The sequence below is a fragment of the Mesorhizobium sp. L48C026A00 genome (assembly GCF_000502375.1).
In the GTDB taxonomy this organism is placed as follows: domain Bacteria; phylum Pseudomonadota; class Alphaproteobacteria; order Rhizobiales; family Rhizobiaceae; genus Mesorhizobium; species Mesorhizobium muleiense.
Genome location: NZ_AYWU01000034.1, coordinates 42600 through 56844, shown reverse-complemented (window position 1 = coordinate 56844; position 14245 = coordinate 42600). Strand labels below are relative to the sequence as shown.

The 14245-nt window shown below is 58.9% G+C and carries 12 protein-coding genes and 1 pseudogene; 8 read left to right on the top strand and 5 right to left on the bottom strand.

What is annotated here, in order from left to right; translation table 11 throughout:
- Nucleotides 1–64 precede the first annotated feature (64 nt).
- The 6 genes from X738_RS75400 to X738_RS75385 all read left to right on the top strand — a co-directional run bounded on the left by X738_RS75400 (nucleotide 65) and on the right by X738_RS75385 (nucleotide 6855).
- Nucleotides 65–1408 carry a PLP-dependent transferase gene (locus X738_RS75400; protein WP_023803056.1) on the top strand — a complete coding sequence of 448 codons (1344 nt, stop codon included), beginning with the start codon at nucleotides 65–67 and terminating at the stop codon, nucleotides 1406–1408.
- Nucleotide 1409: 1 nt separating this feature from the next.
- A complete protein-coding gene (locus tag X738_RS75395) occupies nucleotides 1410–2654 on the top strand; it encodes a fatty acid desaturase (RefSeq protein ID WP_156942717.1) in 1245 nt (414 codons plus the stop codon).
- A gap of 11 nt (nucleotides 2655–2665) precedes the next feature.
- A complete protein-coding gene (locus tag X738_RS75390; RefSeq protein ID WP_156942716.1) occupies nucleotides 2666–3982 on the top strand; it encodes a ferritin-like domain-containing protein in 1317 nt (438 codons plus the stop codon).
- 1 nt (nucleotide 3983) lies between these two features.
- Nucleotides 3984–4811 (top strand): ankyrin repeat domain-containing protein, encoded by an 828-nt coding sequence (locus X738_RS81275; RefSeq protein WP_051407961.1) that lies wholly within the window; start codon nucleotides 3984–3986, stop codon nucleotides 4809–4811.
- A complete protein-coding gene (locus tag X738_RS0143945) occupies nucleotides 4789–6123 on the top strand; it encodes a chorismate-binding protein (RefSeq protein ID WP_023803052.1) in 1335 nt (444 codons plus the stop codon). The genes X738_RS81275 and X738_RS0143945 overlap by 23 nt, the downstream gene beginning before the upstream one ends.
- A 102-nt stretch (nucleotides 6124–6225) precedes the next feature.
- Entirely contained in the window at nucleotides 6226–6855 is a 630-nt protein-coding gene (locus X738_RS75385; protein WP_023803051.1) for a LysE family transporter, read from the top strand.
- 1237 nt (nucleotides 6856–8092) lie between these two features.
- Here X738_RS75385 and X738_RS87710 read toward each other — a convergent pair.
- On the bottom strand, nucleotides 8093–8386 hold the full coding sequence (locus X738_RS87710; RefSeq protein ID WP_023803049.1) for a hypothetical protein: 294 nt from the start codon (nucleotides 8384–8386) through the stop codon (nucleotides 8093–8095).
- An 804-nt stretch (nucleotides 8387–9190) separates the two neighbouring features.
- A complete protein-coding gene (locus X738_RS75375) occupies nucleotides 9191–10216 on the bottom strand; it encodes an IS110 family transposase (RefSeq protein ID WP_023803048.1) in 1026 nt (341 codons plus the stop codon).
- Nucleotides 10217–10514: 298 nt separating this feature from the next.
- Between X738_RS75375 and X738_RS75370 the strand changes: the two are divergent.
- A pseudogene (locus X738_RS75370) lies at nucleotides 10515–10699 on the top strand (IS481 family transposase); the annotation flags it as partial.
- Nucleotides 10700–11126: 427 nt separating this feature from the next.
- Here X738_RS75370 and X738_RS87700 read toward each other — a convergent pair.
- On the bottom strand, nucleotides 11127–11315 hold the full coding sequence (locus tag X738_RS87700) for a hypothetical protein (protein WP_031256625.1): 189 nt from the start codon (nucleotides 11313–11315) through the stop codon (nucleotides 11127–11129).
- A 1084-nt stretch (nucleotides 11316–12399) separates the two neighbouring features.
- Between X738_RS87700 and X738_RS0143905 the strand changes: the two genes are divergently transcribed.
- Nucleotides 12400–12699 (top strand): hypothetical protein, encoded by a 300-nt coding sequence (locus tag X738_RS0143905; protein ID WP_023803044.1) that lies wholly within the window; start codon nucleotides 12400–12402, stop codon nucleotides 12697–12699.
- Between the two features lie 320 nt (nucleotides 12700–13019).
- Here the strand turns inward: X738_RS0143905 and X738_RS75365 are convergent, their stop codons facing one another.
- Both X738_RS75365 and X738_RS0143900 read right to left on the bottom strand, forming a co-directional pair.
- Entirely contained in the window at nucleotides 13020–13229 is a 210-nt protein-coding gene (locus X738_RS75365) for a hypothetical protein (protein WP_023803042.1), read from the bottom strand.
- A 580-nt stretch (nucleotides 13230–13809) separates the two neighbouring features.
- On the bottom strand, nucleotides 13810–14166 hold the full coding sequence (locus X738_RS0143900; protein WP_023803041.1) for a hypothetical protein: 357 nt from the start codon (nucleotides 14164–14166) through the stop codon (nucleotides 13810–13812).
- Nucleotides 14167–14245 lie beyond the last annotated feature (79 nt).

Below are 14245 nucleotides of genomic sequence, written 5' to 3'. Positions count from 1 at the left end.
CGCGCGCAACCTTCGCTTAGCCAATAAGAGCCGCGACACGGCGAGATTTAGGAGTTTTCCGGAAATGCTAAGACAAACGCAGGACAGTCCCCTCGACTATCTGACTGAAGCGCTACGCGTCTACGATCTGGACGGCGCCGAAAACGACCCCGTCCGCTCGCTCGACCAATGGCAGTGGCAGGCGGATCGGCTGCATGCGGCGATGCTCCAGCGCGCAACCGAGCTTAACAACGCCGTGAATATCGCCGAGCCTGTCGAGGATATGGACGCCTTTTGGACTCTGGCGAACCAGACCGATGCCGGAATCACAAATCTGACTTATTGGGACACGTTCGAAAACGGCCGGCGCCTTCAGTTGGAGCGCGTCCTGGCCGAGATCTATGGCTCGGAGCAGAGCGTTCTCGTGAATTGCGGCATGTCGGCGATTGCCGTTGCGCTCGGCGCCTGCAAGGTGAAGGCTGGCACGCGCCTGCTTGTCGGCAAGTCTCGGTACTTCGAGACATCGGGATTGATCGAGCGGCATCTCCTGCCGCTTGGCGTCGAGATTCGTGCGGTCGATGTGGCGCGGCCGAACGCCTTGCGAGATGCGCTCGCGGCCTTCCGTCCTGAGGTCGTTCTACTAGAGACGATAGCCAATATGCCAAGCGTCGATCCGGTGCGCGATATCGCTGCGTGGTCAGCGAGCCCGTCGGCACCGATCTTCATTCTCGACAATTCGGTGCAGAGTGCGCTTACACGGTGGTTCGATCTGCTCGACTTTTCAGACCGTCTTCTCGTCGTGGAAAGCGGCACAAAATACATCACAAACGATGCTATGTGCGGTGTTATTTACGGTGCAGGGGATCTCATCGGATCGACACGCAATTATGCGCGCGACACTGGGCAATCCCTACAGGCCCGGGCCCTATCATATCTCGACGCTTCGCTCATCCGATTGCTGCCGCTGAGAATGGCGACACACAGCCGAAATGTCAGGACTTTCGCGACGGAGCTGTGTCGTTCCGGCATAACTGATCTTAAGCTTACAGTGCTCGACAGTTTCGCCGACGAGGGCAATGCCGGGGTCTTCGCAAAAGGGGTCGGTTCGCTCATATACCTCGTTTTCGGAGACTGCGAGGGGTCGCATTACAAACAGCTACTGACGCGGTGGCGGCAGAAGGCGCGCGCCCATGGCGATGCGGTTGTGCCCGATGTCCGGGCAGGATTTGGTTGGCTGAAATCCAGCGCGCGGGTTTACGAGACGACGCGGCTGAACCGCGCTGACGGGCCCTCATATTTCCGGATTTCTCTCGGATTAGAAGACACTGAGGCGGTTGGAGCTAGCGCCAAATGCTTGTCTGACGCCGCGAAGGAGATCCTAGCTGGCCGACAGCCGGCGCTGGAACCCGCAGAGTTTGGGAGGAACTAAGGTGACACTGACCAAAGGAGCCACTTCGACCGCAAGGACACGTCTTGATGAGCAAGGTGCGGCCCCCCAAACCATGCAGGGGGAATTGCGCTATCTCCTCGATATGTCGCGGCCGCCGCGGGAAACCTTCGACAGGTTTCCAAACTGGCTTCAGCCGTTGATCACGGCGGTAAGCGGAAAGCCCCTGTCGAGGCAGGGCCCCTTGTTCACGGTTCCGCCGGTTGGGCGGCTGGCGATCGACCTTGCGAAATTTGCGGCTGGTGTCGGGCTTGCCGTGACGTTCCTTTTGGTGGGAGGCGTCTGGCTTCTGGCGCTGCCGTTTGCCTGGATTCTGACGGTCAACGGTGCGAGTTCGCTCAAGCTCATCTCGCACTATGCGGCCCATGCCTGCGTTACGGGAAACAAACGTTTGGACAACTGGATCGGCGAAGTGCTGACAGCGTTCGTCCTGGCCTCGAATATGGACGAGTATGCGCATGGCCACACCATGAAACACCACGGGATGGACGGGATAGGCACAGCGGACGATCCCGATATGGGCCTTCTGTTCATGATGGGGTTCGAAACCGGCCGGGAGATCAGCTGGTACAAAAAACGCTTGCTGCTGTCGCTGATTTCCCCCCGCTATCATCTGCTGTTTCTCTGGGATAGGTTGCGATCGAATTTCATTACCGGGTCGATGACGCGGCGCCTTATAGCGTGGTCCATGCATGGCGTGACACTTGGGCTGGTTGCATGGTTCGGCGCTTGGAACGTCTGGTTCCTGGCCTGGCTCGTGCCGGTCGGCCCGCTTCTCGCGATCAGCATCGGGCTACAGGTTCCGGCCGAACATCTTTGGTTGTCGCCTCGGGCAAGCAATGAGGCTCCGCGTGATTTCGTGCGTCGCATTTCGCACGGCAGGTTCTTTCTAGTTGCCGCACCGCGCCGCGACCTGAGCTGGGGCGAAGCTCTTCTTGCTTGGGGATACTGGTCTTTCGCGATGCTGGGGCCGATGCTGGAACGTGGCTTCGTCTGCGTGTCCGTCATGCCGGCGCACGATTTTCACCACCGCCATGCGCGGATCATGGAATGGCCGGTCGAGCACTATCTACGCCAGCATGAGATCGACGGGGGTGCCTCGGATTACCGCGACATCTACGGCAACTCGGCCGCCCTCGGCGCGTTCTTCGCCACCTGGTCGCAGCTTCCTCGCAACTTTGTTCCGCGTTGCCTGACACTGCTTGGTGCATTTGAGCGCCGTTTCTGAGAGGTTTCAGAATGAACGTCCCAAAGACCACTAGGTCGCGGGCGGCGGATTACACCGCACCCCTGCCTAAATTACCTCCTTTATCCGTCGATCTCGATTCCGCGCTCACCTTCGATCAGGCGGTGGAAGCGCTCAAGGATCTGTTCTTCAGCCACTGGGGCTTAATGCGTGTGGTAGCGGGAACCATCATTCGCATCCCGGAGATCGAGACCAAAGTATTTTTGGCGCACAGCCTCTATCTGCATGCAGAGATCGCGGGTGCAACGCGCCGGAGGCTGATCGAACTACGGGTACGCGACGCGAAGCTGCGCGAAATCCCGCATGCAATCTCGGTTGTCAGTAATGAATTGTTGTATTCCGATTCCGCCGCCGAGTTTGTTTTCGGCTACAGCGTCTTGGTGGCCGATCTTGTCGAACGCCAGACACGGTATGCCGAGAGAACCAGCCGCCTTCTGGACCGCCCGAGCGTGGCGATCATGCGGCGTTTTACTCCCGATCTCGAAGAGGTTGCAGACTGGCTTGAAACGGCTCGAGCGGCCTATGTCGCTATTGAGCCCGAAAGCCATCTTTTTGAGACGCATATCGCTGCGATGCTAAAGACCCGGGCCTTGGACAGCAGACCATCGCCGCTGTCGAGGCAGAGCAGCCGAGGGCCCTATCAGCGGACAAACGAATGCGCGCGCGATGGCCGATTTGCCCTATTCCACCAGTCCCGCCTGTATTCGACATCAGACGGGCTGCAGAAGGTCCCCGATGACCAATATGGTGCCGACCGTCTGGAGCTGGCTCGGGTGCAGCGCGACGAGATCGATGCCATCGAAACATTCGCAAACGTCTTGTTCGACCTCGATAACGCTCCTTTCGAGCTGGTAGAACAACTCGCGCGTTTCGTCGAAGACGAGGCGCGGCATGTCGAGGCCGGTCACGCAATGCTGGCCAATCTCGGCTATGATCCCTTCGAGCTTCCATGCTCCATCATCGGCATCAATGTGCGAGCTCCGATGCCCCCGGTTCTGGCCTTTGCGCAGCTAAATATCTTTGGCGAGCTAAATATCGTGGGTCGTCTGAATGTCCTGGCGCAGCAAGCATATGCGCGCGACGACGACCTTATCGGGAAGGCCTTTGACTTTGTCCACGCCGATGAGCTGACCCATGTCCGTCGCGGCCGCAAACTGCTGATCGAGATGGCACCCGGCGAGAACCCGGCCGATGTCGAGGAAAATGCGCGCCGCCTCGCCGCCCGGCGTTTGGGCGAGGAAGGTGTGCTTGGGGAAGATTATGCGCTAGCGCTAACTCGTAAACAGGTCGGCGACTTGATGGGGGAGTGACATGACTAAAATCGCTTCCGACATTTGTGCAGCCAACCGTCTTTCAAACGATGAGAAGCGTCTTTTCAGGGCGATTGATTCCGGCGCTGACGTGGCTCTAAGCGCAGCCATTTCGGCCATTGAAGACTCATCTCCAGCGCCGGCGGAGAGACTGAACAGGGCGTTGCTCTTCGCTGTACAGTGCGATGCGTCGGCCGCGAGCCAACGCCTCGTGCATCGTGGTGCAAATCTCGAAGCGCGCGACCCGGCATTGTGGCGCACGCCGCTCATCATTGCCGGATATCAGGGCTCGGCCCAGATGGTGACGTTTTTGCTCGAGGCCGGCGCGGACGTTCATGCCGTCGACGATTTCGGCACCACGGCGCTGTGCGCAGCTGCTGAAACCGGCTCTGCTGCCCTTTTGGAATTGCTGATTGCGCATGGCTCCAATCTCGAGCACCGGAACGATCTAGGTTGGACGCCGCTCATCTCGGCGAGCGCCAATGGCAATCTTGAAGCCGTTAATGCCCTTGCGAAGCTAGGCGCCAGCCTCGAAGCCCGAGCGGTTCTCGGCTGGACTCCTCTTATCGTCGCTGCCCAAAGCGACGAGGCGGACGTTGTTTTCCGACTTCTCGAACTCGGGGCCAGACGCGATGCCGTGGACAACTTCGGGCGCACGGCGCTTTCCGCCTCACAAGGGGGCGAGGCTACAGCCAACATCCTCGAGCGCAACGCCGCCCGCGGCCATGCCGGCGCCTCGACGGCGCAGGGCCTAAAGATCATGGAGCCTGATGATAGCAAAGCGCAGATATTCGGGAGTATGAAGAATGGGCAATTTGTCCGCGCATGAGACCTATTTCGAATTGGCTTGCCAGTTCTTTCGGCGTTCGGGCCTCGTCTCGTTGCCAGGAAGCTATCTAGTCGACAACAAGAACCGGGGGATTGTCAAGGTTGGGGTTGGCGGGGGACGGCGGGTTTCCCTTCCTTCAGCGACGCAATCGCCGTCTAGACATACTGCCCAGGACGGCCAGGATACGGGGCTGTTTGATGTGGTGAATGCCAGTGTGGATGCAGACGCCCCTTGTTTCTTTCTCGTCAGCCCCGATTTCAAAAGAGCCTTTCGCGACGCGCGCTTACCCTTTGCGCTTTTCGAGCAGCCCCGGCTCGAGTTTCGATTTTCCGCGGCGGCGCCACATGGGGAGGTCAGCTATGCGCCGGATAGTTCTGGCGCGTGCGAGGCCCGGCAAATGCTTTCGGAACTGCTGGACGATATCACCGTGCCGCTTGGCACTGCTATCTCACCCGCGCCGTTGTCCTTTGCGGAAGCCTCGGCTGGCTGGGAGCGCGCCGAAAGCGATGGAGCATTTCTGGCGCGCTTGGAAGCCGGCATCCTCGCGCTGCAGGACCACCCTGATGGCAAAATGACGATGATGCGATCGTTCTCCAGGGCCATTCCTTGCAACGTCGATCGATTCGATATTTATCGGCAGCATGCCCGAAACAACGGCGAATATGCATGCAGCCATTTTTATTGCCTTGATGAGACAACCTTCTCATTTGGATGCAGCCCAGAAAATACCTTCGAAATCGTCGGAGGCGATCTTCACGTCGACGTGGTGGCCTCGACATGCAAAGCGGGACAGGGGGAGGCTTTTGAAAGGCGCGAGCTCATCGAAAATCCCAAACAGCAAAAAGAGCATTTGGCGACTATTGCGAGCCGGTCGGCGCGCTACGCCCCCTTCTGCGAGGCCGAGGGCATGACGCTTATCAAGCCCATGCAGATCAAACGGCTTCGCAATGTCTGTCATCTGCATAGTCTGGCGGTTGGATCGCTGCGCCCGCAGATCACGATCTTCGACATCATCCCCACGCTCTTCCCGATCATGGGGGCGAAGCCTGCCGAGTTGTTATCTCTGTCGGATTCCGAAAAGAGCCCACATCGCTTTTACGGGGGTATAGTCGGCCATTGGGAAGAGGGCTATGCGGGTAGCTTCCTGAATCTGCGCAACGCATTGATTAAGGGCGACACTATCCATGCTAAGGTCGGCATGGGCGTGTTGCGCGAATCCGACGCGGCGAGTGAACTGACCGAAACCGAAGACAAGATATCGGGTCTCATGGAAGCGGTTTTCCGATGCTGCCAGGCGGAGAACCGAGCCTGAACGGGCCTGGTCAGATCTGCCGCGCGGATCGCCCGCGGCTCTCTTGTTACGCCGATGATCCTATCGGTTCACGATTGATTGTTGCGAGGAACAGTTCGTCCCATGAAGATTAGCGTCGATCTGCTCCTCGCCATCCTGCCTATCCATTTTGCTGTGATGGTAAGCCCGGGTCCAAACTCGGTACTGCTCCTGACAACGGCACTGTCGAGCGGGCGAAGCAACGCGATGCGCGCAGCTTTGGGAATTGCAGTCGGAACTTTGGTGTGGATGGTGGGTGCGATGGTTGGCGTGTCGGTGATTCTAGAGGCGCTTCCGGCATTGGGCCTGGCGCTCAAAATCGTGGGCGGCGGATACCTGATCTATCTTGGGGTAAGGCTCTGGAAGGCGGATAAGCTGAAGCCTGGTGCGCTCGGCAAAGGCAACGGATCATCCCAAGGGAATTGCTTCCGCCGCGGTCTGATTGCCAATCTGACTAATCCGAAATCTGCGGCCTATTTTGGAAGTATCTTCGCTGCCTTTCTGACCAAGGAGGTGCCGGTTGTTGCACTGACCATTATGATATGGTTGCTCTTCCTGATGTCGATAGCCTGGCACGTAGTGCTTGCAACGACCTTTTCGGCCAACGCCTTTCGTGACCCGTATCTGAGGCATAGCGGCTTGATCAACCGAATCGCCGGAGCAATCCTAGCAGCGCTCGGTGTCAGACTGGCCGCTTCTGCTTGGATAGGTTGAAAACGGCTTCAGACCGCTCGGTCGCCCAGACTCTCCGGCTCCCGGGTCGTCTGGGAACGGCGTCGTCATCGAAATTCCCGGATGGTCCAACCTAACGCCCTGTTATTCCGAAGGGACGGGTTGCGCAGCATGACGCGTGCGCGAAGAATGTCGAGTAGGCACTGAAAGCCGTAGAGGAGAGCGGCGAGGGTCGCAAGCAGCACTAGCGTAGAAACGCTGCGGCTCGCGAGAACTCGATCATAGACCTGAAGCATGAATAATGGGGAAGTGAGCATCAGAAGATTGACGATGCAGCTCGCCTATTCCCGGATTCGAGCATGCCCATGTCGTGCTTGGCGGTGAGAGTTTCGTGGCTTTGGCGGAAGGTCTGCAGAATGCCCTGTGGTCGCTCGGCGGCGTTCCCCGCTGATGGACTGCTCGGACCTAACAACCATATTCGACCCCAGAGAAATTACCGGCCTCGCGACGACGCTCCGTACTTTCGACTGGCGACGCGGATCTCGTGCTTCGTGCATGGTTGCGGTCTGCGTGATCGATGTTCCGCCTGTCGAAGCGGGATTGCATCCTTCGACCAGGCCGAACTGATGCCGCAGCACGTCTGCGCCCGATGCGCATTCGATCTGCGCAGGGCATCGAAGGTCTTCGTGCCCCCTCAGTATCGGCAAGCTGAATGCGCTCCGTTGCCGGTTGAGAAGGAAGCCGGGCTGCCGGCCGAGGAGGGCGATCACGACGCCCGTATGCGGCAATGGGTAGGATTAGCGGATTGGGGTGCTCTCCTGCGTTGACCTATTTGGAAGCGGTTGTTCGAATCGAGCCAACTGCTTCGATCTTCGCATCGATAACCGAGGCCTGGATTGGCAAAGGGTTCAACAAATTCCTCCCGATGCGCCGTTCTGCAGCGGCCGCCTTTGCAAGTGCTGCGCGTGAGGACCGGATATTGGTCATCGAGCCCGCGCTCTTGTCAGCGGAAAGCGGGTCAGAGCGGAATTCATTCTTGCCTAGGTGGGCAACCCGAACGATCTCAGCGCCGCACTGATACAGATCGCGCCTCTGCTTGCTCAGCCGATGCGGGACGACCGCGCGGTGCCTGCCAACTCGTGTACCCCTGCGCGACGTCACTATGAACAACGCCAGAGAGCAGCATATCGATGGTCGGCTGGGCCGCAAACAGAGAACATCTGGCAGGTTTGACCAAGAACGATCTGGCCTGATGCAACGATGGTTTCATGTGGTGGGTTCACATTTCGTTCACGGATTTCGGACACGTACGCACTTCTCTTGTAGCTACCCCATACAGGATCGCCTTGCGCTCCAGATGGTGGGGCCGGATCTTCTCATGCATATGGCGCGCTTCCTCCCGTTGAACGGCGCGCGCGCCGTCGACGTGATCGAGGATCAGGCGCACCATCAGCTTTGTCAGCGTCAGGCGCGTCTCTTCCGGCAGCGCCTGCCATGGTGGCATCTGCGCGGTCTCCGCATCGTGCGGGTTGGAGAACAGATCGGACTGATATGGCTTGGGCTGGCGCGGCATGGACCTCTCCCCGATTCGCGTCGTGAGGACCCGATGCTGCGCCCGAATCCTCCAATGGCGATGGGGTGGGGGAATTGGCTGTCGCGTCCTGCAGCAGTGTCACCAAGACGCCAAGCGTTCTGGGATCGACATGTAGGGCAGCGGCAATGCGCCACACGGCGCAGACCGCGCGATCAAACATCCAGGCCGGGACCTCCAGCCACCGATCGGAGGCGTGGCCAGAGAGACGGCAGCGGAAAACCTCCCGGTCAGCCTTCTCGATCACCTCATGAACGTGAACACAACGCCCGGCCCAGGGATGCCATGGATAAAGAAACTCGCGTTCCTCGGTCCCGTGGGGCGTTCTCTCGTCGTGTTGTTCAACACCGCAAGGCCCCATTCCTCTCTCGGCTACCAGACCCGACAGCCTATGCCGAGGTCATCACCGCAACCGGCTCCGACGCTGTGCTGATGGAAGGCTCCGCGCCTCCGCCCGTTGCTCAACCCGCGCCAAGAGGCGGAACAGAAACGGCCAAGGCTCTAATCGCCAATGGAATGACAGTTCAGTGGCATGTATGGACGGCCTCCGCGTGGCAAGGGCTTTCTGACATTGATGGCAGGTCGGTCGGGTGCAGGCATGTATTCGGCCTTTGAGTGCGGCCTGTTCATGCCGCTGGCCCTGATGAAGTCCGCGGATCGGATCCCAGACAGGTCAACGCGCTTTTTGAGCGGCACCCACTGAGCGGGTTTGTCCGATCCCGGTTCGACCGTTCACCATCACACCATCAGCACCTCACCAATCTCTGCGTATCCCTTGCGACTACGTCACGCTGCCGGCGAAGTTGCGAAGCGCTTGCCCGTAGTCATCAGCGCCCAGACGATCCGCGCCATCTTGTTCGCAAGAGCAACGGCGACGACATTATAGGGCTTCTTCGTCAGAAGCTCGGCAGCCCAGCGGGTAGGCGCTGTTTTGCCCTTGTGGCTGAATCTGAGGACGGCATGTGCGCCAACGACAAGCAGTCGACGGATATAGGGATCGCCCTGCTTGCTGATCCGGCCGAGCCTATCCTTTCCTCCGGACGAGTTCTGTCGCGGCACGAGGCCAAGCCAAGCCGCGAGTTGCCGGCCGGATTTGAACAGGGAGGCGTCTGTCACGGTTGCAACGATCGCGCTGGCGGTGATTGGACCGATGCCGGGGATCGTTTCCAGTCGCCGGCTCAGTTCATTCGAGCGGTGCCAGGCGTGAATCTGATGATCGAGCTCACGGACCTTCTCGTGCGCCGCCCGTAGCTGCTCGACCAAGGGAACAAGCGCATCTCGGGCAAGCGGCGGGATAAGCTCGTTATTCTCGTCTTCGGCGAGCCCGATCAGCATCCCGACGCCGGCAATGCCCTGGCGCGTCACAATCCCGAACTCGGCCAGGTGGCCGCGCAGCGCGTTCACCAGCATGGTCCGCTGTCGGACCAGAAGCTCACGAACTCGATGCAACATCAGCACACTTTGCTGTTCCTCGCTCTTCACCGGAACGAAGCGCATCGACGGCCGCGTCACCGCCTCGCAGATCGCCTCCGCGTCCGTCGCGTCATTCTTCTGCCGCTTCACATATGGCTTCACATAGGAGGCTGGCATCAGCCGGATCTTATGACCCAGCCCCATGAGAACGCGGCCCCAGTGATGGCTCGTTGCGCAGGCTTCAATGCCGATCAGGCATGCCGGCAAAGACGCAAAGAATGCGACGACATCGTCACGACGCAACTTCCGGCGCATAACCACCGCGCCCTCCGCGTCCACGCCGTGCACCTGAAAGACGTGCTTGGCGACATCCAGACCGATTGTGCTAACCTTCTCCATGGACGGTTCTCCCTCATGTGACCTTCGACAGCCACACTTTGGCACATTGCGATGCCGGGAGCGGAGGCCGTCCACCACATCAGGTCAGAGCCGGGAAAAGCCGCGCCGCTACTGTTCCTGCCACATTGGTCCTTGACCTCCTTCCCGAGGCGATCCCCTCGCTGCTAAGCCGCAGTTCGCAGATGTCGGGATCGTCAAGGACGTGCTCTACGCACCTGAAGCGTCGAACGTTGATTTTGCCATGAGGTCCTGCGCATACGCGCTGGCGAATTGTTCACCGCCAAAAATCCACCGCTACGACGAGAAAAAGGAGAGCGCCATCGCCTTCCTCAAGGCGGTCGCCAACTACGACAGCCTCGGCGTCGCGATAGCGCGCGTCATGACCGAGAACGTCCTGCTACAGATCGGAAGCCTTCGCCAAGGGCTTTCCGCGATCTCGGCCTCAAGCATGTCAGGACAAGCGCCAACGGCGCCGGCACCAACATGATGGAGCCATCCGTAGAATTCTCGTCACGCCAAGATACAACCGCCATTCAACCGACCCCCGTTACGCCTCCAGGCAGACAGGCGATCGCAATCGAATCCACGGCATCGGTCAATTTCTCCGGTTCGGAGTGATGTTGCGCCAGGATGGACATTCTGCTGAATTTTACCTGCGGCGCTGTTTCATGGACGCGCGCTTGGGCCCCCCATTTTCTATTGCCCGCCTCGGCTCATGCGGGGCGGGCTTCTTGGCGTTTTGGGAGGATTTGTTCACCATGGTTCATAGTGGCGGCGCAATCGTCCGGCGAGCGCCTCACCTGAGGCTACATGGCGGCCGTGGAGATTGCCTCAGAAGCGGCGCCCAATCGGAAACCTTAGCACCTCCGCGTTTTGGCGTGGCTGCTTGAACTCTTCGACGGCAACCGCCTCAATCAACANCAATCGGAAACCTTAGCACCTCCGCGTTTTGGCGTGGCTGCTTGAACTCTTCGACGGCAACCGCCTCAATCAACAGGTCCAAGGCTTCGCGTCCCCTTCGACTCATCGGGTCATCGCCACAAAGGTAGTCATACGCTCGATCTAAATGCACTCGGGCGGCGGAAAAATTGCTTGTCATAGGACCCTCTCTAACCACCCGCATTGCCGTCTACGAGGTGAAGGTCGCGCAATCGTCAATAACTACAGACAAATTTGAATTAAATCGGGGATGATCGGGGGAGTAGCGAGGATTTCCCCCCACGGTGACTGAACCGGTCGACATCGACGCCGAGGTCTCGGCATTCCTCGCGCGGCTGGAGCCGANTGGAGCCGAAGTCCCCTGACATGATGCCGCCGTCCAGCCCGCCGGCGATCACTCGCTAGCGCTCGGTCGGATCATAAATGCCGAGCACACCCCGTTCCGAGATCACCTCTGACCGGCGTCATTCGATGCGGACGCGCGGAACCGGCCCCGATTTTGGCGGCGTAGAGCCAGAGGCGGCCGCCAGGTCCCAGGCCGGGTGGCTCCAAATCGCGCTAGGTCGTGTGGATCAGGTTTGTCCACACCACTTAGCTATACGGGGGGCGATAATGCCATCGAAGAAGAAATGGCGCAGGTGTGGGGTATCGATCGTCAGAGCACCCAATCCCGCCCGCAACGCGGTTCGCAGCCATCTCGACCGATTGGTGGACTCCTGACTGCGGGATCTAAGGAGCTTTTCTTAGCCTATAGCTAAATGGAAAGGCGCCGATCCCCTCGATTGAGCAAACCTCGGCCCAACTTATTGGACTCCAGAGCGAAAAGAGGCGTGCGGCTCGAGCGACTTGCGAGGAAAAGGAAATGGCGCCTCGGCATGACTGACTCCGACTGCCTGAGCGCCGGCATCGCCTTTCAGTGCGCGCAAGGGNAAAGGAAATGGCGCCTCGGCATGACTGACTCCGACTGCCTGAGCGCCGGCATCGCCTTTCAGTGCGCGCAAGGGGAGCGTTCCGGTGGCCAGTGCTGCCTTGCTGGAACGGAGCAGGTGGGCTGTTCTAGCAACACGGTTGAGTGCCCTGGGTGCCAACAATGAACAAATGCGCAGGAACGTTCGATCCGGCGCCATCGGCAGGCCTGAGACCCTACAACCTGTGCAAGTGCACAGGTAGCGAAGGTGAGCGCATTCAAGCACGTTTGAGTGTCGGCGCAATTTCCATGCCGACCACCAACGGAGATTTCTGCGATGACCAACAACATTCGACTAATGAAAGCGAGCGATATTCCCGCCTTCGTCGACGAGATGATCGAGGCTGGCTGCGACATCTGCGCGATCGGTCACTTAGGCTATTCGGCAGGTGATGTTGACCGGAAGGTGCCCTGGCGCAAGGTAAGAAGAATCGTAGAAGAGTTTGGCGATCGTGATCACCTGCTACCGGAGATCGTTGCCTATCTTCGCTCGATTGGCCGGTACATAGAACTCTCGTCGTCGACAAACGAGGGCCGGAGACCGCACAAAACAGGCACTCGAAGTTGGAACGTATAAACGACGGGTCGGATACGATTGTCGAATCCAGCTCCTTCACCGACAATGACGAGCTGGACTTCGGGACCGGTATCGACGCCAACGAGCTGTGGTTTGCCCAACAGGGCAATAACCTCGTCTTCTCGTACTGGGCACCACGGACAAGGGTCGGTCAATGACTGTTCGCCGGGCAATGTCGTCGAAACTATCAAGTCCGGCGACGGCAAGGTGCTTAGCCATTCCGACGTAGCAACTCTGGGTCGCGGCCATGGCTGGTGTCGATCCGGCAACGTCGCACACGGAATTCGGCATCCAACCAAAGATGCGCGGTTTGGCGACGCCTAGCAGGTTGGAACCATCCCTGCCGCAATGCAGCAGTCCTGGTCGCTGATGAAAACAAGTCCAAGATGCCCGGTGGTGCGCTTCCACCGCACCACCGGGATCTTTGCCGCAGCCAAATGCAGAAAATCCAGGCGCGCGCTGAAAATCGTGAGAAATTCGATTTGGATTATGACAGCTGATAAAATGACCCGATTCAATTTCGATATCAATCAGCGCCCTCCGCCGGGGGCTGTCGGCCCGCATCGCGCCTGACGGCGGCGCTATGCTGGTGCTCCTACGGCCGCCCTGTTGGCGAGGGCCTTCGGTTCATCGCACTGTCACGCTTCGGCTATCCGCCTTCCCCTCATGCTCAGTCCTAATCGATGCGATGGACGCCCCCCGAACGGCATCGCGATGTGCTGTCGTTTCCGACTCTGAACCATAGTTCAAAATCCGATAACCGCAGTTTACTGAAAGAATCCACAACTTCGTAAGCTGCGGCAGGAGAGAAAAAAGCAACAGCTAGAAAATCGCCGCCGAGTTCCATAATATGCGTTATGCAACTTAGTAAGCATTGGGCACTGTCTTTATTGAGGGAATGCAGTTGCACCGCATCGAGGTCTTGTCAAAGCTTATCGCTCAGGTCAATGTTACTTTGATCACGCCTGATCTCTGATGAAACACCTAGAACGGGAAGACGGTTATGCCGGACTTTTCTGAAACGCCGGTGGCTGGCGCTCGAGGTCAGACCATATCGGTTTTCGCTCGCCTTCCCTTCTCGGCTCACTCACCCCTTCCCTCTCGGCTCACTCACTTGTGCGGCATGCAATAGATGCCCTCGGATTCCATGAGCACCGCGCCGCCCTTTAACTCGCTCATTGCGCCGACCCAGGCTTCCGAATAAGTGCCGCTGGCATCCACGGCCGTCAGCCAAAGAACGCGATTGTCAGCCAATTCGACTTTAACTTCCTGCTGCAAAGGGCTTGCCTGCACGGTCTGTTGATAATGCCGTTTGATCCTGACATTGCTGGCCGGGAACTCAGCTTCGTTGCTGCCATAGTTCAGCATAAATCCAGTGTGGTCCTCGGCCACTGTGCAACTGCCGTCACGCTCACACACGATTTTGGCGGCGGTCTTGCAGTCCCATTTCAGTGAAGCGGGCCACATCGGATTGTCCGCGCTCGATCGCGGCTTGTTGCTCTGACCAGCCGCCGTCGAGACTGCCCATGGGCTCATTATCGCAGTC

Excerpts from the sequence above, each read along its gene's own strand:
- X738_RS75400 (WP_023803056.1), top strand. The coding sequence starts at position 65 with ATGCTAAGACAAACGCAGGACAGTCCCCTCGACTATCTGACTGAAGCG.
- X738_RS75390 (WP_156942716.1), top strand. The coding sequence starts at position 2,666 with ATGAACGTCCCAAAGACCACTAGGTCGCGGGCGGCGGATTACACCGCA.
- X738_RS81275 (WP_051407961.1), top strand. The coding sequence starts at position 3,984 with ATGACTAAAATCGCTTCCGACATTTGTGCAGCCAACCGTCTTTCAAAC.
- X738_RS0143945 (WP_023803052.1), top strand. The coding sequence starts at position 4,789 with ATGGGCAATTTGTCCGCGCATGAGACCTATTTCGAATTGGCTTGCCAG.
- X738_RS75385 (WP_023803051.1), top strand. The coding sequence starts at position 6,226 with ATGAAGATTAGCGTCGATCTGCTCCTCGCCATCCTGCCTATCCATTTT.
- X738_RS87710 (WP_023803049.1), bottom strand. The coding sequence starts at position 8,386 with ATGCCGCGCCAGCCCAAGCCATATCAGTCCGATCTGTTCTCCAACCCG.
- X738_RS75375 (WP_023803048.1), bottom strand. The coding sequence starts at position 10,216 with ATGGAGAAGGTTAGCACAATCGGTCTGGATGTCGCCAAGCACGTCTTT.
- X738_RS0143905 (WP_023803044.1), top strand. The coding sequence starts at position 12,400 with ATGACCAACAACATTCGACTAATGAAAGCGAGCGATATTCCCGCCTTC.
- X738_RS0143900 (WP_023803041.1), bottom strand. The coding sequence starts at position 14,166 with ATGTGGCCCGCTTCACTGAAATGGGACTGCAAGACCGCCGCCAAAATC.